General features: G+C 75.8%; 17 protein-coding genes and 3 pseudogenes. 9 read left to right on the top strand and 11 right to left on the bottom strand.

Annotated features, from left to right (window positions below):
* Positions 1–41: 41 nt before the first annotated feature.
* Positions 42–1,181 (top strand): bifunctional 2-methylcitrate synthase/citrate synthase, encoded by a 1,140-nt coding sequence (locus tag ABZ457_RS00225; protein WP_359152176.1) that lies wholly within the window; start codon positions 42–44, stop codon positions 1,179–1,181.
* A 37-nt stretch (positions 1,182–1,218) separates the two neighbouring features.
* Here the strand turns inward: ABZ457_RS00225 and ABZ457_RS00220 are convergent, their stop codons facing one another.
* A complete protein-coding gene (locus tag ABZ457_RS00220) occupies positions 1,219–1,428 on the bottom strand; it encodes a hypothetical protein (RefSeq protein WP_018845970.1) in 210 nt (69 codons plus the stop codon).
* Positions 1,429–1,758: 330 nt separating this feature from the next.
* Between ABZ457_RS00220 and ABZ457_RS00215 the strand changes: the two genes are divergently transcribed.
* Genes ABZ457_RS00215 through ABZ457_RS00205 form a run of 3 tightly spaced genes read left to right on the top strand, consistent with a single transcriptional unit; the run spans position 1,759 to position 4,030 of the window.
* Positions 1,759–2,397 carry an ATP-binding cassette domain-containing protein gene (locus ABZ457_RS00215; RefSeq protein ID WP_359152173.1) on the top strand — a complete coding sequence of 213 codons (639 nt, stop codon included), beginning with the start codon at positions 1,759–1,761 and terminating at the stop codon, positions 2,395–2,397.
* A complete protein-coding gene (locus ABZ457_RS00210) occupies positions 2,394–3,266 on the top strand; it encodes a metal ABC transporter permease (RefSeq protein WP_359152170.1) in 873 nt (290 codons plus the stop codon). The genes ABZ457_RS00215 and ABZ457_RS00210 overlap by 4 nt, the downstream gene beginning before the upstream one ends.
* A complete protein-coding gene (locus tag ABZ457_RS00205) occupies positions 3,215–4,030 on the top strand; it encodes a zinc ABC transporter substrate-binding protein (protein ID WP_359152168.1) in 816 nt (271 codons plus the stop codon). The genes ABZ457_RS00210 and ABZ457_RS00205 overlap by 52 nt, the downstream gene beginning before the upstream one ends.
* A 90-nt stretch (positions 4,031–4,120) precedes the next feature.
* Here ABZ457_RS00205 and ABZ457_RS00200 read toward each other — a convergent pair whose 3' ends face one another.
* Both ABZ457_RS00200 and ABZ457_RS00195 read right to left on the bottom strand, forming a co-directional pair.
* Positions 4,121–5,932, bottom strand: coding sequence for a fatty acid--CoA ligase family protein (locus ABZ457_RS00200; RefSeq protein ID WP_359152166.1), 1,812 nt, complete (start codon positions 5,930–5,932; stop codon positions 4,121–4,123).
* Positions 5,929–7,959, bottom strand: coding sequence for a CoA transferase (locus tag ABZ457_RS00195; RefSeq protein WP_359152164.1), 2,031 nt, complete (start codon positions 7,957–7,959; stop codon positions 5,929–5,931). Before ABZ457_RS00195 ends, ABZ457_RS00200 begins: the two co-directional genes overlap by 4 nt.
* A gap of 166 nt (positions 7,960–8,125) precedes the next feature.
* On the opposite strand from ABZ457_RS00195, the gene ABZ457_RS00190 reads away from it, so the two are divergent.
* Positions 8,126–9,451: an acyl-CoA dehydrogenase family protein gene (locus ABZ457_RS00190; RefSeq protein WP_359152162.1), complete on the top strand. Its 1,326-nt coding sequence runs from the start codon at positions 8,126–8,128 to the stop codon at positions 9,449–9,451.
* Positions 9,452–10,288: 837 nt separating this feature from the next.
* Here the strand turns inward: ABZ457_RS00190 and ABZ457_RS00185 are convergent.
* Together ABZ457_RS00185 and ABZ457_RS00180 are read right to left on the bottom strand one after the other, a co-directional pair.
* Positions 10,289–11,629, bottom strand: a complete 1,341-nt coding sequence (locus ABZ457_RS00185) for a sugar ABC transporter permease (protein WP_359152160.1) — start codon at positions 11,627–11,629, stop codon at positions 10,289–10,291.
* Positions 11,626–12,786 carry an MFS transporter gene (locus ABZ457_RS00180; RefSeq protein WP_359152158.1) on the bottom strand — a complete coding sequence of 387 codons (1,161 nt, stop codon included), beginning with the start codon at positions 12,784–12,786 and terminating at the stop codon, positions 11,626–11,628. The genes ABZ457_RS00185 and ABZ457_RS00180 overlap by 4 nt, the downstream gene beginning before the upstream one ends.
* On the opposite strand from ABZ457_RS00180, the gene ABZ457_RS00175 reads away from it, so the two are divergent.
* From ABZ457_RS00175 to ABZ457_RS00165, 3 genes are all read left to right on the top strand, one after another.
* A complete protein-coding gene (locus ABZ457_RS00175) occupies positions 12,785–12,997 on the top strand; it encodes a hypothetical protein (protein WP_359152156.1) in 213 nt (70 codons plus the stop codon). The genes ABZ457_RS00180 and ABZ457_RS00175 overlap by 2 nt on opposite strands.
* A 208-nt stretch (positions 12,998–13,205) precedes the next feature.
* Positions 13,206–13,982, top strand: a complete 777-nt coding sequence (locus ABZ457_RS00170; protein ID WP_359152154.1) for a hypothetical protein — start codon at positions 13,206–13,208, stop codon at positions 13,980–13,982.
* Positions 13,983–14,097: 115 nt separating this feature from the next.
* Positions 14,098–14,823 (top strand): sigma-70 family RNA polymerase sigma factor, encoded by a 726-nt coding sequence (locus ABZ457_RS00165; RefSeq protein WP_359152152.1) that lies wholly within the window; start codon positions 14,098–14,100, stop codon positions 14,821–14,823.
* Between the two features lie 81 nt (positions 14,824–14,904).
* Here the strand turns inward: ABZ457_RS00165 and ABZ457_RS00160 are convergent, their stop codons facing one another.
* From ABZ457_RS00160 to ABZ457_RS00140, 5 genes and pseudogenes are all read right to left on the bottom strand, one after another.
* Positions 14,905–17,247 carry a protein kinase gene (locus tag ABZ457_RS00160; protein WP_359152150.1) on the bottom strand — a complete coding sequence of 781 codons (2,343 nt, stop codon included), beginning with the start codon at positions 17,245–17,247 and terminating at the stop codon, positions 14,905–14,907.
* 201 nt (positions 17,248–17,448) lie between these two features.
* On the bottom strand, positions 17,449–20,064 hold the full coding sequence (locus ABZ457_RS00155; protein ID WP_359152148.1) for a protein kinase: 2,616 nt from the start codon (positions 20,062–20,064) through the stop codon (positions 17,449–17,451).
* 221 nt (positions 20,065–20,285) lie between these two features.
* Positions 20,286–20,702: pseudogene (locus tag ABZ457_RS00150) on the bottom strand (cupin domain-containing protein); the annotation flags it as partial.
* 130 nt (positions 20,703–20,832) lie between these two features.
* Positions 20,833–21,006 carry a hypothetical protein gene (locus tag ABZ457_RS00145; protein ID WP_359152146.1) on the bottom strand — a complete coding sequence of 58 codons (174 nt, stop codon included), beginning with the start codon at positions 21,004–21,006 and terminating at the stop codon, positions 20,833–20,835.
* A gap of 32 nt (positions 21,007–21,038) precedes the next feature.
* Positions 21,039–21,098: pseudogene (locus ABZ457_RS00140) on the bottom strand (hypothetical protein); the annotation flags it as partial.
* A 373-nt stretch (positions 21,099–21,471) separates the two neighbouring features.
* On the opposite strand from ABZ457_RS00140, the pseudogene ABZ457_RS00135 reads away from it, so the two are divergent.
* Positions 21,472–21,778, top strand: a pseudogene (locus tag ABZ457_RS00135) (RNase A-like domain-containing protein).
* A gap of 395 nt (positions 21,779–22,173) precedes the next feature.
* Here ABZ457_RS00135 and ABZ457_RS00130 read toward each other — a convergent pair.
* Positions 22,174–22,533 (bottom strand): DUF4145 domain-containing protein, encoded by a 360-nt coding sequence (locus ABZ457_RS00130; RefSeq protein WP_359152144.1) that lies wholly within the window; start codon positions 22,531–22,533, stop codon positions 22,174–22,176.
* Between the last annotated feature and the right edge of the window lie 415 nt (positions 22,534–22,948).

The following is a 22,948-nucleotide window of genomic DNA, read 5'->3' as shown; positions in this document are numbered from 1 at the left end:
CGGAGGCACCCGCCCATGCCCGACCACGGAGGCACCCGCCCATGACCACCACCTCACCCGGCGTCCACCGGGGACTGGCCGGTGTCGTCGTCGACACCACCGGCATCTCCACGGTGATCGAGGAGACCAACTCCCTCACCTACCGGGGCTATCCCGTCCAGGACCTGGCCGCGCACCGCTCCTTCGAGGAGGTCGCGTACCTCCTCCGGCACGGCGAACTCCCCGACGCGGCCCAGCTCCGCGAGTTCCGCGCCGCCGAGCGGGCCCTGCGCCCGCTGGACCGCACCACCGCCGAACTGGTGGCCCGGCTCCCCGGGACCTGCCACCCGATGGACGTGCTGCGCACCGCCGTCAGCGTCTTCGGCGCCGAGGACCAGACGGAGGACGACGGCAGCCCGGCCGCGAACCTCGCCAAGTCGCTCACCCTGCTGGCGAGACTGCCCACCGTGGTCGCCGCCGACCAGCGCCGCCGCCGGGGTCTCGCCCCGATCCCGCCGGACCCCTCGCTCGGCTACGCCGAGAACTTCTTCCATATGTGCTTCGGCACCGTCCCCGACCCGGACGTGGTCCGCTGCTTCGAGGTCTCGCTGATCCTCTACGCCGAACACAGCTTCAACGCCTCGACGTTCACCGCGCGGGTGGTCACCTCCACCCTCTCCGACCTCTACAGCGCGGTGACCGCCGCGATCGGCGCGCTCAAGGGCCCGCTGCACGGCGGCGCCAACGAGGCCGTGATGCACATGCTCAACGAGATCGGGGACCCCGGCCGCGCCGAGGAGTGGCTCGACGGGGCCCTGGCCGGCCGGCGGAAGATCATGGGCTTCGGCCACCGCGTCTACAAGCACGGCGACTCCCGCGTACCGATCATGCAGGAGGCGCTGGACCGGCTGGTCGCCCGCGCCGGGGACCCGGAGGTGACCCGGCTGGCCACCCTGCACGCGGCGCTGCGCCACGCCATGGTCACCCGCAAGGGCATCCACCCGAACCTGGACTACCCGGCCGGGCTCGCGTACCACCTGATGGGCTTCGACATCCCGCTCTTCACCCCGATCTTCGTGATGAGCCGCATCACGGGCTGGACCGCGCACATCACCGAGCAGCTCGCCCACAACGCCCTCATCAGGCCGCTGGCCTCCTACGACGGCCCGGGGCAGCGACCGGTCCCGACCGCCGCCCCGTAGCACCCGGGGGCCGTTCGGCGCCGGGCCCGCCCGCCGGTCAGGCGATCGCGTCCAGGGCGCCCGCCTTGGCCTCGGCGACGAGGGAGGCGAACTGGTCGGCGCTCATCCGCACCTGCTGGCCGAAGTCGTCCGTGATCACGACCCGGCGCTCGGCCGGAGCGCTCTCGTCGACGAACAACTGCGGGCAGCCGCAGTCGCAGTTGCCGCAGAAGGTCGCCACGGGTTCCAGGTCTCGCACGTCGGTCATCACGCTCACCTCTCGCTGGGGCTTCCGGCTCCGGACCTCGCGCCCGACATGCCCGGACGCCAGGACCCTGCCCGTCCCGCACCCCCGCCAAGCGGGCGCACACCCACGACCGGATGCACACCCGGGCCTGTCCGTGCCCCCGATGCCCCCGGAACCCGCCGTTCCACGGGCACCGGACGGGGGCCGCGTACGACTACCTGGTGAGCGGCCCGGGCGGCCGGTCATCGGGAAACTCCCCCAGCGCGCGGGAACTTCCGGCGCGGCCCGTCCGACTACTGCCCCGTGAGCGGGCGGCCCGGTGCCGTCCGCCGCCGGGGAGGGGTGGGAGCGATGGGCGGGCTCGATGTGCGGCTGCGGGGGGTGACCTGCCGGCACGGGCGGGTGGTGGCCGTGGACGGGGTCGATCTGGAGATCGCCGCCGGTGAGCGCGTCGCCCTGACCGGGACCAACGGGTCGGGGAAGAGCACCCTGCTGCGGGCCGTGCTCGGGCTGCACCGGCAGGTGAGCGGGACGGTCCTGGTCGGCGGCCGGGAGGCCCGGTCCGGCGCCGAGTGGGCGCGGCGGCGACGGGACTGCGCCTGGGTCCCCCAGAAGCCCGCCACCGGCCGCTTCCCCCTGCTGGGCGGTGAGTTGCTGGCCAGTGGCGGCGAACCGGCGGAGGCCGCGCGGGCCGCCGGGCGCCTCGGTGTGGGCGGGGTGCTCGACCGGCCCCTGGACACCCTCTCCGGCGGCCAGTTGCAGCGTATGTACCTCGCCCGCGCGCTCGGCTGCGTGGCCGCCGGAGCGCAGGTGCTGCTCGCCGACGAACCCACCGCCGCACTGGACTTCGCGGGCCAGGACGAGGCGGCCGACGTGCTCACCGGCCTGCCCGTGACGCTGGTGGTCGTCACCCATGACCGCGCCCTCGCCGAACGCTGCGACCGGGTCCTGGAGATGGCCGCCGGACGGCTGCGGGAGGTGGTCCGGTGAACAGCCCGGCCGAACTCGGGGCCCTGCTCGAACTCGTACCCGTGCAGCGGGCCGGGTTCGCCCTGCTGCTCGCGGCCGTCGGGCTGCCGGTCGTCGGCGTCGTGATCGTCGGTCTCGACATCATGCCGGTGCGCTTCGCGATGATGCACGTGGCCCTGCTCGGGGTGGCGGTCGGGCTGCTGACCGGGCTCGATCCCCTGGTGTGCGCCCTGGTGGCCTGCGCGCTGGCGGGGGCGGGTGTCGCGCCGCTCGCCCGGACCCCGAGCGGTCTCTCGGGCGCGATGGGCCTGCTGATGAGCCTCGCGGTCGCGGCGGCCCTGCTGGTCCTCGCCGTCTCCGGGGTCAACGCCTCGGGCGCGTTCGCGCTGCTGTGGGGCTCCATCCTCTCCGTCGGCACCGCCGACCTCGTCGTCCTCGGCACCCTCGCCGTCCTCGCGCCCGGCCTCTTCTGGTGGCGCCGGCGCGACCTCGCCCTCCTCCTCCACGACCGGGAACTCGCCCAGTGCTCGGGCGTCCCGGTCCGGGCCCTGACCCTGGTGCTGCTGGTCCTGGTGGCGGTGTCCGTCGCCGGGGCCATCAAGCTCACCGGCGCCCTGCTGGTGGACGCGCTCACCCTGCTGCCCGCCCTCGCGGCCCGGCGGCTGGGCACCTCGCTCACCTCGATCACCCTGTGGGCGGTGACGATCGGCGTCGCCGTCAACCTGACGGGGTTCCTCGTGGCCCTCTGGCTGGACTGGCCGCCCGGCCCGGTCCTCGTCCTGACCGCGGGGGCCGTCGTCCTCGGGGTCCATCTCGTACCCGAACGGAGAAACCGCTCATGGCGCGCACCCGCGTCCGCATCCCTGCCGTCCCTGCCCTCCTCGCACTGAGCTGCGGCCTCGCCCTCACCCTGGTCACCGGCTGCGCCGCCGACGACTCCCCGGCCGCGAAGCCGCGGGACAAGGCGGGCGCCGACGGCCCGAAGGTGGTGGTCACCACCACCTGGGAGGGCGCCTTCGCCAAGGCGGCCGGGGCGAAGGACATCGAGGTGATCGTCCCGCAGTCGGTCCACCACGCCCCGGACTACGACCCCAAGCCCTCCGACCTGGCCGCCGTCGCCGAGGCCGACTTCGTGCTCTACGCGCCCTTCGAGCCGTACGCGGAGAAGATCAAGGAGGCGGCGGGGTCGAAGGGGGAGCTGGTCGAGGTCGCCCTCGACAACGACCCGGCGAAGGTGAAGGCCGAAGTCGCCCGGCTTGCCGACAAGTTCGGCACCAGCGGCGAGGCGGCGGCCTGGCAGAAGACCTTCGACACCGAGTACGCGGCCCTGGGCAAGGACCTCAAGTCGGCCTGGCCCGAGGGGAAGAGCCCGAACGTGGTCAGCCAGGTCTTCACCGCCTGGGCGGCTGGGATGGCGGGCGCCACGACGGTCGGCACCTTCGGACCGGAGGCGGTCACCCCCGGGCAGCTCAAGGACCTGTCGGCGAAGAAGCCCGCCCTGGTCCTGGACAACGCCCATATGTCGACCGGGACCGTGCTCCCCGACTCCGGCGCGAAGCAGGTCCCGATCGTCAACTACCCGGGCGACGACCTCGATCTGCTCGCGGTGTACCGCAACGCGGCGGACGCGCTGAAGAAGGCGATGGCGTCGTAGGACGCGCGGTACGCCCCGGGCCCGGACCGTGTGCACGGTCCGGGCCCGGGGCGCGTGGTGCCCGGCGCCGGCGGGGGTGCGTGCTGCCGCTCAGCCCGTGTGCGCGAGGGGCGGCCGTGACCCGGCGGCCCCCTCCCCCCGGTCGCCCGCCGGCTCCGCCGCCAGGCGTTCCCGCAGGGCCGCGCGGTCGGGTTTGCCCGCCGGGGTCAGGGGGATCTCGGCCACCAGGAGCAGGCGCTCGGGGTGCTTGCGACGCTCCAGGCCCCGGGCGTCGAGGTGCACGGTCAGGGCGGCCGGCGTCGGCGCGTCCTCGCCGTCCCCGTCCCCGGCCCCGGTTCCGCGCGGTACGACGCAGGCGGCGAGACGTTCTCCCATCAGCGGGTCCGGCACCCCGACGCACACCACGTCCCGCACCCCCGGGTGGGTGCGCAGTTCCCGTTCCACCTCGGCGGGGCTGATGTTCGCGCCGCCGCGTATGACGACGTCCTTCAGCCGGCCGACCACGTGCAGGACCCGGTCCTCGTCGAGGTAGCCGAGGTCGCCGGTGCGCACCCAGCCGTCGGGGGTGCGGTAGCGGGCGTCGAGTTCGGGCGCGCCGACGTAGCAGAGCGGGGTCATCGGCCCCCGGGCGGTGATCTCGCCGACCCGGCCGTCGGGCAGGGCCTCGTGGGTGGCCGGGTCGGTGATCCGGATGTCCGCCACACGGGGGTCGGGGCGGCCGGCGACGACCCCGGAGGCGTCGGTCGGCGGGGTGCGGTGGTCCAGCCCGGTATGGCAGTTGACGCCGTCGGCGGACCCGTACAGGTTGACGACCGGGCAGCCGAACGCCTCCGCGGCGGCCTCGGCGGTCCCCGCGTCGAGGGGGGCGCCGCCGAGGACGAGGGCGGTGGGGGAGGGGAGCCGGTCCCGCGCGGCGCCGCCCGGGTCCGTCGTGCCGTCGGCGGCGTCCGCGTCTGCCGCGGCGCCGGCGGCGGCCGTGGCGTCCGGGTGGTCGAGGTGGTCGAGGTGGTCGAGGTGGTCGAGCATCATGCGGATCATGGTCGGGACGCCGAGGACATGCGTCGGCCGGTGCTCCCGGACCGCCGCCAGGGCGGCCCCCGGGGTGAAGTGGTCGAGCAGGACGAGGGTGCCGCCGTGCCGGGCCAGCGCTACCGCCGTGCCGTTGGAGCCGAAGGCGGAGGCCAGGGGCACCAGGAAGAGGCAGCGCGGCGGGGTGCCGTCCGGCATGAGGGAGGCGAGGAAGTTGCCCCGGCCGCCGGCCAGCGCGTTGTGGGAGTACGCGACCATCTTGGGCTCGGCCTCGGAGCCGGAGGAGACCAGGATGCGGGCGGCGGAGTCCGGGTCGGGGCGCGCGGGCACGAAGCCGGCGGCGTCGGTACGGGTCAGCCGTGGCAGCGGAATCGTTCCTTCGGGTGCGTCGCCCGGCCCGGCGGCGATCACCTGCCGCAACGCGGGCAGCGCCGGGGCGAGCGCCCGGAGTGCGGCCGCCGGGTGCGCGCCCCGGTGCTCGACCGGGGCCACGACGGCGACCGCCTCGGCCCGCCGCAGCAGGCACTCGGCCTCCAGCGCGCTCCGCCCGACCGGGAACGGCAGGGCGACGGCCCCCAGCGCGGCGAGGGCCAGGTCGGCCATGACGGCCTGGCGGTTGTCGGGCAGCTGTACGCCGACGACATCGCCGGGCCCGACGCCGAGGTCTCTGAGCCCGGCGGCCAGACATCGGACCTTGCGGTCCAGGGCCGTGTAGCAGAGCTTCCCCTTGGCATCCAGGACCGCCGTCCGGTGCGGATCGGCGATCTGCCGGGCCCGGTAGAGGCTGTAGAGGTCGAGGTCCGGACAGGTCCCGTCGGTGGCCCAGGCACGGCGGAGTCCGGCGGGCAGCAGATCGCGCAGGGCAACGGTCACAGGAAGCTCCAGGGGTCGGGAACGGCGGGGGCACCGTGCGCGTCGCGGCTGATCGAGCCGGCGAAGCGCGGGTCGTCGTGCAGGGCGGCCAGGTCGGTGGTGACCGGGGTCGCCGCGAGTCCGAGGTCGCGCAGCCGGGCCAGCGCCTCGTCGGTGGGGAGGGCGGTGAGGTCGAACGCGGCGGCCGCGCGGGCGCAGGCGTCGTCCGGCGCGAGCCAGCCGTCCGCCGTCGGCAGGGGGCGGCGGAAGCCCGTCGGCCGCCGGGGGTTCTCCCCACGGGCGGCGCGGCGCAGCGCGGGGCCGGTCAGCAGGTCGGCGGCGCCGAGGAGGGACGACTCGACGCGGACGCCGGTGCGGGCACGGTGGCGGGGGCCGGGGCGGGTGCCGTCCTGGCCGGGGCCTTCGGGGCGGGTGCCGCGGTCGCCCGGGCGCGTGGCGCCGTCGTCGCCGGAGCGGGCGTCGTACGCGTCGGTGCCCTCGTAAGCGCCGTACGTGTCAGGGACGTTGATGCCGCCGCGCCCGTCGCGCCCGGAGCGCTCGCGCAGCAGCAGGCCCGCGAGGACCGCCTCCGCGCCGAGCAGGCCGCCCAGCACATCGAGGAGCGTCATCAGGCTGGGGGCGGGCGGCGTGCCCTCGGGGCGGACCGCCTCGCCGACACCGGTGCGGGCCTGGACCATGAAGTCGGTGCCCAGCGGGGCCGCCTCGATCCGGTCCGCCCAGCCGCCCGTGTACGCGTACACCAGGGCGGGGTTGACGGCGGCGAGGTCGGCCGCGTCGAGGCCGAGGCGGGCGGCGGTGCCGGGCGCCCAGTTGTGCAGGAACACGTCCGCCCCGGCGGCCAGTTCGCGCAACCGGTCCCGGCCGGCCGGGGACTTGATGTCGATCTCGACGGCGCTCTTGCCGCGGTTGAGGGCGAGCCAGCGCGCGGAGACGCCCGAGCAGGCGGGCGGCATACCGCGCAGCGGGTCGCCGCCCGGGGGCTCGACGCGCACGATCTCGGCGCCGAGCAGGCCGAGGAGATGGGCCGCGAGCGGGGCCTGGATGCGGCGGCCGGCCTCCAGCACGGTGAGGCCGTGGAGCGGGCGGTCGACGGGGGCGGTCCGGGGACCGGGTGCGTGATCCGCGTCGGGCCCCGGGCCGGGCGCGGGTCCGGGGCCGGGTCCGGGACCGGGACCGGGGCTCGGCGGGGTGAGCGGGGTGAGGGTGAACGGTTCTGCGCCGCCCTGCTCCGCGTCGCGTTCCGCGGCCCGCTCCCGCAGGGTCCGCAGCCGGCAGATGTGCGCCCCCGCCCCGGCCGCGGCCCGCGCGAGCGCGTCGAACGGGTGGTGCCGGGTGGTGCGGTGGAGGACGTCCGGCAGCGGCGCGCACGCCGTGGCGTAACGGAACTGGAAGGGGCGCCACCCCGCGCGTATCGCGTCCTCCGGAGCGCCGAGGGCCCGCCAGAACCGGGCCCAGACCCCCGGGTCCAGGGTCTCCAGTTCGAACAGCACACCCTCGGCCGAGGTGAACGGCGGCCCGCCCGGGGACAGTTCGGTGGCCTCGCCCTCCTCCGCCCCGGCGGCGGCGAGGTACTGAGAGACGGTCAGCAGCCCGGCCCGGTCGGCGCGGGTGGTCACCTCGCGGACCGGGGCCGCCACCCCGCGCGCCTGCCCGATGAGGGCGGCGAGCAGCCCCTGCACGGTGAGCAGCCCGGTGGCGGTGGCGAGGTAGTCGGCCGCCAGACCGGACGGCACGCCGTCGCGGCGGCCGTTCACGGCCATGACCCCGGTGGCCGCCTGTGCGGTGGCCTCGTCGGTGATCCCGCTGCCCGGCGTGGACCAGGTGGTCCGGGCGTGGACGGGCGCGAAGCCGGGCCCGTCGAGCACCGCCGGGTCCTGTGCCGGTCCTTGGTTGCTCGCGGGCGCGATGTCCGCGCCGAGCAGGCGCAGTTGGCCGGTGACGACCCGGGCGACGGGCTCGGGCCCCGACGGCGTGAAGGTGAACGACGCGAGCGGCCGGTCCGTCCTCGTGGTGACTGGTGACGCCATGCCTCTCCTCTCGTGGCGCGGCGGTGGCAGCGCCATCGACTCGACGGGCCCGGTCGGCAGGACCCGCCGGCGGCGGGAACTCCGCGGGCCTCGCGCCCGACCCGTTCCACGGAACAGACAGTCGGACCACCGCGGCCGGGAGTTCCCGGCAGACCGGAGAGAAGCCATGACGCAGCCCCCGCCCGCCGCGACCGCCGGCCCCGCCGCCACCCGGGACGCCGAAGCGGTGACCGCCGCCGCGCGGGGCCCGGAACCTGCCCGGGACGCCCGGCCCGCGACCGCCACCGGGCCCGCCGCGACCGCCGGCCCAGCCGGGCCCGGGGACCGCGAATCCGCGTCCTGCTCCGAACTCGGCGAGCGCGTGGATGAGTTCGTGCGCACCCGGGTGTTCCCCGAGGAGGCGGTGCTGGACGCGGGCGGACCGGACGCCCGGCGCACCCTCACCGCGCTGCGCCGCCAGGCGAAGGCGGCGGGCCTGTGGGCGCTGCCCCTCCCCGCGGAGCTGGGCGGCGGCGGGCTGACCCTGCGCGCGTACGCGGGGATCGCGGAGGCGGAGGGCGCGAGCGACCACGGCCCGGCCGCCCTCGGCTCGGCCTCCCTCCTCGACGCGCGGATGCTGGCCCGGCACGCGGCGCCCGCCGTCCGTGACCGCTACCTCAAGCGGCTGGTGGCCGGGGACCTGGCCGGCAGTTACGCGATGACCGAGCCGGACAGCCCCGGCACCGACCCCCTGCTCACCCGCACCCGTGCCGAGCGCTCGCCGGACGGCAGTTGGCGCCTGACGGGCCGCAAGTGGTTCGTCTCCGGCGCGGCGCACGCCGACCTCGTGACCGTCCTCGCACGCACCGGCGGCGAGGCGGGCGACCGCGACGGCCTGTCCCTGCTGCTGGTCCCGGCCGACGCGCCGGGCTTCCGCTTCGTGCGGGAGACGCCGGTGCTGGGGGCGGCGGGACAGGGGGAGATCGAGCTGGACGGCGTCTCCGTACCGGCGGACCATCTGCTGGGCACGCCGGGGCAGGGGCTCGCCGTGGCGGGGGAGCGGCTCCAACTCGGCCGGACCCTGCGGGCGTTGCGCTGGCTCGGGCAGGCCGGGCGTGCCTTCGACCTCCTCTGCGAGCGGGCGGTGTCCCGGGCCGGTGCGGACGGGGGGCTCGCGGGCCACCAACTCGTCCAGCAGCACGTCTTCGAGGCGCTGCTCGCCCTGCGCACCACGCGCCCGCTGGTGCACGAGGCGATGGCCCTGGTCGCCGACGGGCGGGACGCGCGGACGGAGACCGGCCTCGCGAAGGTCGCCGCCGCGCGGATGCTCCAGCAGGTGACGGACGCGGCCGTCCAGGTCCACGGCGCGGCGGGCCTCGGCCCGGACACGGCCCTCCCCGCGCTCTTCCGCGTGGCCCGCGCCGCCCGGATCCTCGACGGCCCCGACGAACTCCACGTCACGTCGGTCGCCCGCCGGGTGCTGCGGGGGTACGGGGGCGGGGCGCGCCGGTGACCACCCGCCGTGCGGGCTGCGCCCGGCGCCGGGCAACGTCTCGCGTCGGGCAGCGCCCGGCCGGGTAACGCCTCGCGTCGGGCTGCGCCTCGCTTGGGTCAAAGCCCGGCCGGGCAGCGCCCCGCCGGGCTGCGCCTCGTGTCGGGCAACGTCCACGGCGGGCTGCGCCTCGTGCCGGACTGCGCCCCGCTCGGGCTGCGCCCACGCCGGGTGACGCCTCGCTTGGGCGTCAGACCTCGTCGGGCATCCCCCCCCGCATCGGGGGCATCCCTCACGTCGGGCTGTGCCTCGCGCCGGGCTGAGCCTCGCTCGGGCGCGTCGCTGCCCCCGGTGCGTCGCCCGCCGGGGCTGAGCCTCGTGCCGGGCTGCGCCCCGCTCGGGCGTCAGATCTCGTCGGGCCCCCCACATCGGGGGCATCCCTCACGTCGGGCTGTGCCTCGCGCCGGGCTGAGCCTCGCTCGGGCGCGTCGCTGCCCCCGGTGCGTCGCCCGCCGGGGCTGAGCCTCGTGCCGGGCTGCGCCCCGCTCGGGCGTCAGATCTCGTCGGGCCCCCCACATCGGGGGCATCCCTCACGTCGGGCTGTGCCCGGCTCGGGCGCGTCGTCTCGTCCGGGTAGCGCCTCGCGCCGGGCTGCGCCTCGCTTGGGCGCCAGATCTCGTCGGGCCCCCACGCCGGGGGCACACCCCCACGCCGGCCTGCGCCCCACAGCGGTCTGCGCCCCGCTCGGGCGTCAGACCTCGGGGGCCCACGTCGGGCAACGCCCACCCCGGGCTGGCCCCCCACGCCGCAACGCCCACCCCGGGCTGCGCCCGCTCAGGCGCGTCGCCCCGTCCGGGGTCAGACCTCGTCGATCCCGACCGACCCCGTGAGCGCGGCCAGTCCGAGGGCGAGGAAGAAGTCGCCCCAGATCAGCTCGTGGCGCATGGCCGTCCCGCGCGCGGCGTCGTAGCAGCCGTCCAGCAGCATCCCGTCCGGGACCACGCCCCGGTCCGCGGCCCGCCCGCCGAGGCGCGGCGCGGCCGGCGGCACCACCCCCGCCGTGCGCGGCCCCGCACCGGCGCGCGGACCGGGCGCGGCCGGGACCGGGCCGCCCGCACCCGAGAGGTGCGCGGTCGTCAGCCGGCGCAGCACCGCGACGCCCCGCGCCCCGTACCGTTCCGCGTCCGGCACCTCGGCCCGGGCCAGCTTGAGCAGCGCGACCGCGGTGATCGCCGCCGCCGAGGTGTCGAGCGACCCCGCCGGGTGCGCGGTGTCGGCGAGGGGCACGAGCGGTCCGCCGAGGAGGCCGTCCGCGATCCGGCGGGCCGCCGGTCCCGGCCGCAGCCGACGCGCGGCCTCCGGGTGGAGCAGCGCGTCGGCGACGGCGAGCAGCAGCCACGCCCGGCCCCGGGCCCAGCCGGGCCCCGGCTCCGCGCACGCCTGCCAGCCCGAGCCGGCGTCCGGGCCGAGTCCGGAACCCGGGCCGGGCCCCGGCTCCTCGCACGGCTGCCAGCCGGAACCGGCGTCCGGGGCGGGGTTTAAGCCGACGCCCCGGCCGGACCCCGCTCCGCCGTACCGCCAGGCCGGCCGCACCCCGCCGTCCGCCTCCCCGCCCCCGCCGCCCAGGCAGAGACCGAGGTGGCGGCCCAGGTGCCCGACGGCCGCCGTGACCCCGTCCGGCCCCGCGCAGGCGAGGAGTTGCAGCATCCCGGGCAGCCCGTCCGTCCGAGCCTGGGCCCGGTCGCCCCCGAGGGCGTCGCCCCACGGGACCAGGCCGAGCCCCGGGTCGAAGGCGGCGAGACAGGAGCGCGCCGCACGCTCGCGCAGCTCCGCCGCCTCGGCCGCCCCCGCGCCCCGGTCGGCGAGCGCGGTCCCGTACCAGACGATCAGGCCCCTGGTCGCGGTGTCCGCCTCCGCCCAGGGCGCGAGCGCGCGGGTGCGGGCGACGGCGGCGGCCAGGTCGTCGGCCGCGCCCGTCCGCCTGGCCCGCAGCCACAGCAGCCCCGCCCAGAACCCCCCGGTCCACGAGCCGCGCCGGGTGGTCGTCCACCGTCCGGTGGCCGGGTCGGCGTACAGGGGGAAGCGGTCGCCGACCTCGGCCCGGGTGACGGCGACCCGCGCCAGCACCGCGTCCAACGCCGCCTCCGCCCAGGCCGTGTCCCGCACCGCCTCGTCGTTATCCCGCGCCGGAACGCTCACCCCGCCGCGCCCTTCCCGAGCCCCGGCCCTGTACCGGACCCCGCCCGGCGGCGGTCGCGGACCGCCCACCCGCAGGCCACGCCCGCCGCCACCGTGAACTCCGCGGCCACCACCAACCACCCCTCCGCGTACCGGTCGCCGCGCGCCAGGAGCCCGAACAGCGGTGGCCCGACGGCGAATCCGGCGAAGAATCCGGCGGCGACCAGCGCGGAGTCCTGCCCCGCCCGCCCCGCCGCGGCCCGCTGGACGACGAGCACCATGGAGACCGCGTTGCCGGACACGGCGAAGATCCCGAACGCGACCGCCGCCACCCACACCAGCCAGGACGCGCGCGCCGAGGCGACCAGCAGCAGCGCGGCGCCCACCGCGCCCACCGCGAGCAGCGAGGGCAGCCACTCGGCCCGACCGGGGCGGGCCGCCTTCGACCAGCCCACCCGGCCCGCGATCCCCGCGACGCCGAGTACGGCGACCAGCGCGGCGGCGGCGGTCGGCCCCAGCCCGAGCCGGCGGTCGCCGAACAGCGAGAGATAGGTGTTCACGGAGGCGATCCCCGCCCCCAGGAACAGCGAGAACGCCGCCAGCCACCCCACATGCCCGCGACCCCCGCCACCCTGGAGCCCAACCGGCCCCTTCCCGGGCTTGGTTGACGACGAGGGCGCGTCCGGGGGCAGCAGCCGGGCCGCCAGCACCGCGACGACGAGAGCCGACGCCGAGGCCGCCCAGACCGCCCCGCGCCACCCCAGCCCGGCCGCCAGCCCGGCGAGCGGAAGCCCGGCCGCGAACGCGCCGAGCTGCACGCCCGACTGCTTCCAGCCCGTCACCGCCGCCCGCCGGGCGGGCGGCACGGCCGCGACGATCGCCTTGTTGGTCGCGGGGTTCGCCAGTGCCTGCGGCAGTCCGCCCAGGGCGACCGCCCCCAGCAGCAGCCCGGCCCCGGGAGCGAGCGCGATCAGGGCGAGGGCGAGGGCCGTGACCAGCGCCAGCGCGGTCAGCGCCCGGCGCGGCCCGATCCGGTCGACGAGCCGCCCGCTCAGGGGAGACAGCACGGCGGCCGTCCCGAAGCCGAGGGTCGCCGTCAGGCCGAGGACCATGGGGGAGACGCCCAACTCGGCCGTGAGCCGCGGCCCGAGGGCGCCCAGCAGGAACAACTGCAGCATGGACAGCGCCATCGCCGCGGTGAGCAGGGCCGTCAGAGCCCGCCCGCCGCCGCTTCCGCCGCCGGGGGCTCCGTCGCCCGCCCGCGTCCCCAAGTCCGTCCCGCCCGACCCGTTGTCCGTCCCGCCCGTCACGTCCGCCCGCCTCTCCCTCGCGCACGCGCTCCCGCGCGCCCCCGCCCGCCGCCGCGCGGTGGGCGTACCGCCCGCCTGACGCGGGCCCTGCACGGCACCGTACGGACCGCCGGGCCACCCCCAGAAGTCGGCTCGGCCAACTGCCTGGTTCCCGGCGGAAGTTGTGGCGTGAACCACACCGCGCACACCGGCGATTCCGGTTGTGGATTTCCGTACCAGCCCGTACCGGTCATGCCGATGAGTGCGAGGATGAGCCCGCCATGACTTCAGGCCGATGTTGCCGAGCAGTGAGGGCCGCGACCTTCGCGGCCACCTGTGTGCTGCTCGCCGCGGTCGGCCACATCCTGATGTCCGGCGCGCCCGTCGCCTGGCCCGGTCTCGCCGTCGCGTTCGCCGTGACGGGCACGGCCGCCTGGGCCCTGACCGGCCGCGAGCGCGGCGCGGGCGCGGTGACGGCGGCGACGGTCGCGGTGCAGGCGGGCCTGCACTCGGCCTTCTCCCTCGCCCAGACCGTGAGTGCCACCGCCCGGCCCCCGGGGGTGTCCTTCCTCCGCCAGTGGGCCGACCACCTGCTCTGCCGGACCTCACCCGCGACCGCCGCCCCGCCCGCCGCCGCGCCGTCCGGCGTCACGACCCATGTCCACGGCGCCACCGGGCACGGCGCCACCGCGCACGCCGCCGACACCGGCCTCCTGCCCGACACCGGCCTCCTCGCCGCCGCCGACCACGCCCACCAGACCGCCGGCCACCTCGCGCACAGCGCGATGCCGGCCGGCCACGACATGGCGGCCGTCTCCCCCACCGGCATGCTGGCCGCCCACCTCCTCGCCGCCCTGCTGTGCGGACTGTGGCTCGCCCACGGCGAACGCGCCGTCTTCCGTGTCCTGCACGCGGTGGCGGGCCGGCTGGCGGCACCGCTCCGCCTCGTCCTGCGCGTACCGACCCCGCTCGGCCTCCCGCGCGTCCGCGTACGCCGCCGTCGCACGACCGCGCCACTGCGCCGCCTGCTGCTCGCCTCCTCCCGTGGGACTCGGGGCCCACCTGCCGGGACCGCTGTCGTCTGACAGCCGGCATCCCGACGCGCGCGTCCGCGCCTCGGGCACCGGCCATGCCGTCCGGCAGGCCGTCCCGCTCACCGGCGCCCGCACGCGCCGGCCCCGAACCGAAGGACATCTCGCGATGCCCCCTGCCCCCACGCCCCCGCACACCCGCCCGCCGGCCCGCCGACTCCCCTCCCCCGCAACGGAGAACAGGCCGCCGGAGCGTACGGAACGGGCCCCCGAGCGCGGCGCCCGCGCCACCGACGACGCCGAGGTCACCCGGATCGCGCTCGCCGCCCGCAGGGGCGACCCGCAGGCCGTGGAGAGCTTCGTCCGCGCCCTGCACCGCGACATCCGGCGCTATGTCACCTACCTCAGCGCGGACCCGCAGGCCGCCGACGACCTCACCCAGGAGACCTTTCTGCGCGCGCTGGGGAGCCTGCACCGCTTCGAGGGGCGCTCGTCCGCCCGTACCTGGCTGCTGTCCATCGCCCGGCGCACCGTCGTCGACAGCCTGCGCCACGCGGCCGCCCGCCCCCGCCTCTCGGACCGGGACGACTGGCAGAGCCTGGCGGAGAGACGCCAGCCCCGGACACCCGGCTTCGAGGACGGCGTCGCACTGGCCGAGCTCCTGGCGGCCGTCCCCGCGGAGCGACGCGAGGCGTTCGTCCTGACCCAACTCCTCGGCCTGCCCTACGCGGACGCGGCCGACGCCCTGGGCTGCCCCGTCGGCACCGTCCGCTCCCGGGTGGCCCGGGCCCGCGCCACCCTGGTCGCCCTCCTGCGCGACCCGGAGGAACCGCCTCCCGCCGTCCGTCCCGTGCCCCGCACCCCGTCCCGCCGCCCCCACCTCACGGCGGCCTGACACAAGCCCCCGTCCCGCCCCGGCCGTTGTCCGGTGCGGGCCGGGCCGGGCCGGGGGCTCAAGGGGTCAGGGCTCAGGGGGTCAGGGGACCGGGGCCGTCATCACCGTGCCGTCGCCGAAGGTCAGGAAGTACGCGCCGCCGGACACCAGCACGGTGGTCGGCTGGGCGCTGTCCCCGCCCTCCAGGGGCCAGTTCCGGACGGTGTCCAACGACGCCCGAGGGGTGCCGTCGTCCAGCGCGAAGGTGCGCACACCGGCGGCGCCGAAGAGCAGCAGCCTGTCCCCGGCCACCACCACGGAGTCCCCGCGCGTCCAGGTCACGGCCCACCGCTCGTTCCCGCTCCGCACGTCGACCGCCCGGATGTACCGGGAGCCCTGGCGGCGGCCGTCCCCCTCGTCGAAGAGCAGTCCGTCGCGGCTCACGGCCTCCGGGACGCGCGGGCGGGTGCCGCTCACGGGCCGCAGGGTCCGCGCGTCCACGATGCCGTCGCCGCAGGCGTCGTAGGGGGCGTTCCGGATGCGGCGGTCGCAGTTCCAGGGGGCCTCGGCCAGCGTCTTCCCGGTCGCCGGGTCGAGGGTGAGGGTCGCCTGGGTGCCGGTGAGCCAGACGCGGTCGCCCACGATGTCCAGGCTCGGCGGGAACGCCCAGGGGATCACCCGTTCCCACACCTGGGCGCGGTCCCCGGCGTCGTACGCGCGGAAGAGCATGTTGCCGGAGTTGCCCGCTCCGCCGCCGCCCGCGTACGAGGCGAAGATCCGCCCGTCGTGGACCCGGACCACCGAGGGGTCGTACCCGGTCCGGCCGGGCAGCCGGGCGACCGGCTTTCCGTCGGAGAGGTTCAGCACGGCGAAACCGTCCCCGTCGGCCGCGGTGACATAGGCGTGCCGGTCGTCCACGTCGAGGCCGCCGACACCGAAGAGGCCGGTGGGTTCGGGTTCGCCCTCGGCGGGATAGCGCCACAGCCGGGAGCCGTCCGAGGCGTCCCGCGCCTCCAGCCCCGTCCGCCGGGTCGCCTCGTCCCGGAGCCGGCAGACGAGCACATCGCCGCTGAGCGCGCAGTCGTCGGCCGCGCCGGGGCCCTCGAAGGAGACCGCCCACGGGCGCCAGTCCTCGGGCTGGAGGGTCCGGTCCAGGGCGTCGGGCCCGAAGTCCGCCATCCCGCTGGCGGCCACGGGCGCGGTGCGTGCGGGCGGCGCGGCCGAGGGGCCGGGGCTCCCGCCGCCCTCCCCGGCACTCCGCTCCGGTGCCGGTCCGGCGTTGCCCGGGGTTCTCGGCCCGGGGTCGTCGTCCGGGAGGAGCAGCACGGCGGCCGTCAGCACTCCGGCGAGCAGCCCCGCTCCCATGCCGACGGCCAGACGCAGCCGGCGGCCGCGCGCCCACGCCGGTCGCGCGGTGCGGGTGGGCCCTGCCCCCGGCTGCCCGTCCCCCGCGTCCTGGCCTGCGGGGGTTCCGGCCGGGGCCGGGGTCGGGGCGGTCCGGGGCATCGGGGGCGCGGCGAGGGCCGCCGCCACGGCGGTCTCGTACGTCCCGATCAGCTCGCGCACGTCCTGCGGCCAGGGGAAGGCCCCAGGGGGTGGTGCCGGCGGGACGCCCGGCCGGTCCTGCGGGGAGGTGGTGTCGAGCGCGCGGATCAGCCCGGCGGTCGTCGGTCTGCGGTCGGGGTCCGGGTGCAGGCAGTCGGTCACGATCCCCCGCAGCTCCTCCGGCACCCGGGAGAGGTCGGGCCGCCCCTGGGCGATGCGGTGCACGATCGCGGCGAGTTCGGTGTCCTCGAACGGCCCGTGACCGGTGGCGGCGAAGCAGAGCACCGCCCCGAGGCAGAACACGTCGGACGCGCCGGTCACCGACCGGTCGCCCGCCACGTGCTCGGGCGACATGAAGCCCGGCGACCCCACCATCACCCCGGTCGCCGTGAGCGCCGTCGCGTCGTACGCCTGGGCGATGCCGAAGTCGATCAGCCGGGGTCCGGTGGCGCCCAGGACGACGTTGGCGGGCTTCAGGTCCCGGTGGACGAGCCGTGCGCCGTGCACGGCCGCCAGCCCGCGCGCGAGGGCCGCGCCCAGGTCGCGGACGACGGGCACGGGCAGCGGACCGCGCCGTCCCACCGCCTCCTCCAGCGACGGCCCGGCGATGTACTGGGTGGCCAGCCACGGCCGTTCGGCCTCCGGGGCCGCGTCGACGAGCGCGGAGACGTACGGGCCGCGCACCGCCCGCGCCGCCTCCGCCTCGCGCCGGAAGCGGAGCCGGAAGTCGCCCTCCTGCTCCAGATCGCGGCGGACGGTCTTCAGCGCGACCAGGTCCCCGGCACCGCCGCCGGGCGGGACGGCGAGATGGACCGTGCCCATCCCGCCGGAGCCGAGTCCGGCGAGCAGCCGGTACGGGCCGATGTCGTACGGGGCGTCGGCGTCGAGCGGGCGCAGCACGGGGCACCTCTCCGGAACGGTCTGCCGTCACGGGTGTCGGACGGGTCGGGACTGCGGGACGGTCTTCGGGTCGGGTCTGCGGGTCGGGCGGGGCGGGGCTCCCGGCCGGGACGGGTCGGACGGGTATTGAGCCGGGCGGCTCGGGGTGAACGGGGTTCGCCGGGTGGTCGGGGCTCCCCGCCGGGACGGGAAGCGCGGGCGTCAGGCGGGGAGTTCGAGGGAGTGGACGGCCCCGTCGTGGAAGACGAGGTAGAGCACTCCGCCGAGCGAGATCACCTCGGGCGCCCAGACCTTGTCCCCCAACTCGTCGAACACCCCGGTGTCGTCGGTTCCGGCACCGGAACCACCGGGCGGCGGCCCGTATCCGGGCGCTCCCTCGATCTCGTGGCGTGTGCTCTCGCCGCCGCGCAGGGGCAGGGTGTAGAGGTTCCGGTTGTCGGCGAAGAGCGCGGTGGATCCGACGATCACCGGCTCCGAGTGGAGGTAGCCGGCCTTCGCCGACTCGGCCTGCTCCGCCTCCGGTCCGGGCAGCGCGCCGACGGCGCGCGGGGATCCGGCGGCACCGGCTGCCGAGAGGTCGGTGAGTTCGACCGCGCCGCCGGAGGCGTTGGGCTCCAGGCCGTACTCCCGGCCTCCGGCGGCGACGACACCCCGGGCCCGGGGGGCACGGGCGTCCGGGTCCTGGTCCGCGGGGATCGGGCGCAGGGTGACCGCGTCCAGGATCGTGGTGTCCCGGCCCTCGACGTCGCAGTAGACCTGGCCGCCGTGGACGCGCATCGCGGCGCAGCTCTTGTCGCCCGGCACGGTCACCGGTGTCCGCTTCCCGGTCCGGGCGTCGAACGCGACCAGGCCGCCGTCGGTCACGGCGATGAGCCTGCCCTCCACGAAGACCTCGGCGCGGTACAGGCCGTACCCGGCCATCGGCGCGTCGTGCGAGGTGAGTTCCTCCTGCCACAGCCGTTCGCCGGTGCGGACGTCCACCGCGTAGACGCTTCCCGCGCCGCCCAGGGTGAAGAACGCGACCTTGTCACCGAGCAGCGGGTCGCCGTAGAGCTCGGTCTCCTCGCCGCCGTCCGGGTCGCTCTCCCAGCGGACCGTGCCGTCGGCGGCCGAACGGCCCCTGACCACACCGGCCTCCATGGTGACGACGACATCGTCCTGGATCAGCGGGCTGCTGCCGCGCCCCGGGAGGACGACGCCCCGGTTGGTGGTCGCGGCACGGTCACCGGGGGCGGGCGATGCCGCCTTCCACAAGGGCTTCCCGTCGGACGGGCGCACGGCCTCCAGCCCGCCCGCGAGGGTGCGGCAGACCAGCACCTCGGGGCTGAGGGCGCAGCTCCACGGCCGCTCCTCCAGCTTCCCCGACCACGGTTTCCAGCCGGCCGGACGGGCGGCCGGGTCGGCCGGGAAGTAGCGGCTGCGGTCGACCCCGAGCCGGTCCAGCCAGGCGCCCGCCACGGCCTGGGCCGCCGGTGAGCCCGACCCCGAGGGGGACGCGGCACCGGACGGCCCGGACGAGGCCCCCGGGCCGCCGCCCCCGGCCTCGTCCCCGCCGCCGTTCTGCAGGGCCCTCAGCCCGACGGCGCCCAGGACGCCGACGGCGAGCACCGCCGCGACCGCGGTGGCGATGGTGCGACGGCGCGGACCGGGACGGGGGGTGTCCGCAGCGGAGGGGGAACGGGGCCCGCCCGGCGGCCCGGTGATCGTCTCCGCGCTGTGGACGGGGGAGGCGCCCGGCATGGTGGGCACGGGGGTGGTCAGGGGCGCCGCCGCAGCGACGACGGCGGCGAGTTCGGTCTCGTGGGCGGCCACCAACTCCCGTACGGCGGGCGGCCAGACGGACGGGCCGGCTCCCGCGCCGGGCCCCGCGCCGCCCTCCGCGGTCCCGTCCGCCACCGCCCCGGCATCCGCCGCCACCGCCACCGCCGCACGGAACCGTTCCTCCAGGGCCGCCGCGTCGGGCCGGTGGGCGGGATCGCGGGACAGGCAGTCCTCGATCAGCTCCCGCACGTCGTCGGGCACCGCGCGGAGATCCGTCTCCGCCTGCGAGATCCGGTAGAGCACGGCGGCCAACGGGCCGTTGCCGAAAGGGGATTCACCGGTGGCGGCATAACACAGCACCGAGGCAATGCAGAAGACGTCCGAGGCCGCCACCACATGGCGTCCGCCCAGCACATGCTCCGGGGACATATGGCCCGGCGAGCCCAGCATCGCCCCCGTCGCGGTCATCGTGGCGGCGCCGAAGGCCCGCGCGATACCGAAGTCGATCACCTTGGCGCCGTCCCTGCCGAGCAGGACGTTGGAGGACTTCAGATCCCGGTGCTGGACGCGGGCGTGGTGGATGCCGCGCAGCCCCCGCACGAGATCGAGCCCGAGGGCCCGCACGGCCGCCGCGGGCAGGGGCCCGGACGCGCGGACCGCGTGCTCCAGCGTGGGCCCGGCCACGTACTCGGTGGCCAGCCAGGGTTCCGCGGCCTCCGCGTCACCGGAGAGCAGCCGGGCGGCGAAACGGCTCTCGACCGAGCGGGCCGTGTCCATCTCGCGCCGGAACCGGTCGCGGAACGCCTGGTCCCCGACCAGCTCGGCCCGGACGGTCTTGACCGCTGCCAACCGCGGCCCGTCGTCCTCGGACACCGGGCGTGGCCCGGCGCCTGCGGACGCCGGGCGCGTGTCGGCACCGAGATAGACCTCGCCCATACCGCCCGCGCCGAGACGGGCCAGAATCCGGTAGGGGCCGATCCGCCGGGGCGCCCGCTCCGGCAGCGCACCGAGCACCCCGCGCCTCTGCCCGTCCCCGCCCGCCCCACCGACTGCCATGCCCCACACCCCCGTTGACGCGCGGCGGCCCTCGCCGCACACCCGACGATCAAGCCTGGCATCCCCCCGCGCCGGGCGCCACCCTCGACCACGAGCGGCTCCGCGCCCCGCCCCCCCGTCAGCCCCCCGCGTGGCGCGACGACCGTCCGCCGTCCGCCGCCGCCGGCCGAGTCGCGCCCGCCCGAGTCGCGCCCGTAACCGACCGGGTCGCGGCCGCCCGTCCGCAGATGCGCCCGCGTCCCCTGCGGCCCGAACAGGATCAGCAGCTCGACCGTGCCGCCGTTCGCGCTGCCCAGCCAGTGGGGCAGGGAGGTGTCGAACTCGGCCGCCTCACCGGGCGTCAGCGTCAGATCGCTCTCCCCGACTACCAGCCGTAGCCGCCCGTTGAGGACGTAGAGCCACTTGACGCCCTCGTGGGTCTGCGGAGTCGGTTCGAGCGGCTCCGGCCGGGCCGGGATGATCATCTTGAACGCCTGGGTGCCACCCGGCTGCCGGGACAGCGGCACGAAGACCATTCCGGACCGCCGGATCGGCTTCAGATGAATTCGGGGATCGCCCGTGCGCGGCGCGCCGACCAGGTCGTCCAGCGGGACGTCGTAGGTGCGGGCCAGCGGCAGCAGCAGCTCCAGCGTCGCCCGCTCTCCAGCCGGGACAGCGTGGCGCGTGTTCGCCGGTGAAGCGGACGTCGACGGTGGCGTCGTGCTCCCCCAGCGTGAAGGTTGCCGTGGCCGGATGCTCCTGCCAGCCATACCGGCCTGCCACGCCATCTCAACTGCGCCTCCCCGGAAGAATGATATTGATAGCACTCAGGTTCTCTTTGTTCTTGAACCACTGGCTCAGCGTTGTGCGGTGAACGCGGCTGTGCTGGGTGATGGTGATCTCGTTTCCCTTGCCGCCGGTGACGACGCCGGCGGCCCAGGTATAGATGTCGAGGCGAACCATCGCGAAGTGTTCTTGCGCTGCTGTATCTTGCCGCCCCAGTGGAGCGCTTTGGAAACGAAGTTGGCACAGTCGTTGTCGTAGTCATACTTGATCTTCGCGTTGCGCTTGGCTCAACTCGTGCTGCCGCTCCCATCGGGTGCGGCGGCGAATATCGCGGCGAGTCGGATCGTCGTCGCGGTGGCGGGGGTCTTCAGGGAGCATGCCGTCGGCGTCCAGCTTGATGGGCAGGTACTCGTCGTGGGCAGGGCGACTTCTCTCGCAGCGTCATCGGCTTCCGGCGTAGAGCGCTTTGACGAAGACGAAGCGGTCGGGCAGGTCGCCCTTCTTGGGCTCCTGGGTGCCGTCGGTGTGGGTGAGCACGCTCCGCTCGGAGACCGTGCCGCGAACGATGACGGTGCTGCCGGCACCCGGGCTCGTCAGCACGTCGTCGAAGGCGGTGGTTCGACGCAAGCTGAAGCGGAAGACATGGCTGTACGCACCAGATCCGCCACCTACTCCGACCGCGAAACCGCCCACTGGGCCACCCAGCAGATGGTGAACTGCATCGAGCAGAAGATCCACTGTTGGCTCGGCCCAGGACACCCGCGCTCGCTTCGTCATCGAGGCCGCCTGCCCCTTGCGTGAAGTGCCCGTCGGCCGCGTCCTGCTGTCGGTGATGATGCTCGCTGGGCGCGAGCCCGTCGGTGTACGCGCGGCATGTGTCGTGCTCAGGCGTGAGCCGAACAGCCCACACGGCTTCGTCGTGCTCGCCACCGTCCCGATCTATCCGTAGAGGTCCGGCGCCGTGTCCGTGAAGCCGCTCAATTTCCGCCGCCGCTAAGGCAAGTCGGATCAGGTCATCGGCGAGTCCACCGGAACGTCGCCGACATGGATCTGCGGGCCAGGGAAGGCGCATAGCACGCGCCGCCCCGGATGTTTCAGGCCACCGAGGTCACTGACCTGGGCCTTCTGCATGGGGGGTGACAGGAATCAAACCCGCGCTCTGAGCTTGGGAATCACCGCGCTTCTGGGCGTCGTTGGCGGTCTGACCAGGGGCAAAGGGTGACAGGGTGAATCCTTGGGCTCTTCCCGGCACCCGCTGTTGACCGTGACTTACCGGCCTGTCGGGCACGCATCGGGCACGGGCGGATTCGCCAGCCCACGGTGGTCCCGGGGGCTTCGAGCTTGCTAAGCGGTGGTGCCGCCCGGTGACGTGGATCGACGTTTCTCGAACTCTTCGTACTTCGCGGTGAAGACGTAGATGTAGTCCAGCAGAGCTTCTGCAAGCTCCAAGGCATCGCTGGCGTCTTCCCGGCCTACCGCGTCCTTGCTGAAGTGGGCACCTTGGTTGCCAAGAACACGAAGGGCCTGCGCCCATTCGAAGAGCCGACCCTCGATCTTGTTTGCATCCCGCAGTTCGCCCAGCGCCTGGAAGAGCACCTTCTTTGTGGTGCCCTGGTCTACACACATGCCTTCGAGGGTTCGCCGGACCATCACAGCAGTGGCGGTGTACAACTTAGCGCTGAAGCATGCACGAGCCTCGCGCATCTCACGCGCGATTGCTTGCGGAATACTCGGGCTCAGTGGCCCAGATGAATCACTGGGCCACTCTCGAACTGCTTCCCCCCACCCCAAGTACCCCCCGGAGTGCATGTCTCCCGCTTGCACCATGAGCTGAGGAGCCCGGCACTTGTCACACGTCACGAGGGTGTAGAGCGTTGGGCTGAACTCCTCTTCACCCTCCGGTGTGAGTTCGTACGCCCCACGCGTCGTGCCCAGGGTGGGCACTTCACAGTACGAACACCGGATTAGCATTGGTGGCGGGCTAGCGGTTCCCCACCCGTTTGTTGTCGCCATGTCCGGAGCGTATCGGGAAGATTCGGTCGGTGGAGCGGCTTTGGGCGGGAGCTGCCATGGGGCGAGAGATCATGGCCCCGTAAGCTTCCGGCGAGTCGGGCAGTCT

The organism is Streptomyces sp. NPDC005805, assembly GCF_040630445.1.
Lineage (GTDB): Bacteria > Actinomycetota > Actinomycetes > Streptomycetales > Streptomycetaceae > Streptomyces.
This window is presented reverse-complemented; position numbering and strand designations above follow the sequence as displayed.

Excerpts from the sequence above, each read along its gene's own strand:
- ABZ457_RS00225 (WP_359152176.1), top strand. The coding sequence starts at position 42 with ATGACCACCACCTCACCCGGCGTCCACCGGGGACTGGCCGGTGTCGTC.
- ABZ457_RS00175 (WP_359152156.1), top strand. The coding sequence starts at position 12,785 with ATGGACAGCGCCATCGCCGCGGTGAGCAGGGCCGTCAGAGCCCGCCCG.
- ABZ457_RS00155 (WP_359152148.1), bottom strand. The coding sequence starts at position 20,064 with ATGGCAGTCGGTGGGGCGGGCGGGGACGGGCAGAGGCGCGGGGTGCTC.
- ABZ457_RS00190 (WP_359152162.1), top strand. The coding sequence starts at position 8,126 with ATGACGCAGCCCCCGCCCGCCGCGACCGCCGGCCCCGCCGCCACCCGG.
- ABZ457_RS00130 (WP_359152144.1), bottom strand. The coding sequence starts at position 22,533 with ATGCGCGAGGCTCGTGCATGCTTCAGCGCTAAGTTGTACACCGCCACT.
- ABZ457_RS00215 (WP_359152173.1), top strand. The coding sequence starts at position 1,759 with ATGGGCGGGCTCGATGTGCGGCTGCGGGGGGTGACCTGCCGGCACGGG.
- ABZ457_RS00165 (WP_359152152.1), top strand. The coding sequence starts at position 14,098 with ATGCCCCCTGCCCCCACGCCCCCGCACACCCGCCCGCCGGCCCGCCGA.
- ABZ457_RS00220 (WP_018845970.1), bottom strand. The coding sequence starts at position 1,428 with ATGACCGACGTGCGAGACCTGGAACCCGTGGCGACCTTCTGCGGCAAC.
- ABZ457_RS00180 (WP_359152158.1), bottom strand. The coding sequence starts at position 12,786 with ATGCTGCAGTTGTTCCTGCTGGGCGCCCTCGGGCCGCGGCTCACGGCC.
- ABZ457_RS00145 (WP_359152146.1), bottom strand. The coding sequence starts at position 21,006 with ATGGTTCGCCTCGACATCTATACCTGGGCCGCCGGCGTCGTCACCGGC.
- ABZ457_RS00205 (WP_359152168.1), top strand. The coding sequence starts at position 3,215 with ATGGCGCGCACCCGCGTCCGCATCCCTGCCGTCCCTGCCCTCCTCGCA.
- ABZ457_RS00195 (WP_359152164.1), bottom strand. The coding sequence starts at position 7,959 with ATGGCGTCACCAGTCACCACGAGGACGGACCGGCCGCTCGCGTCGTTC.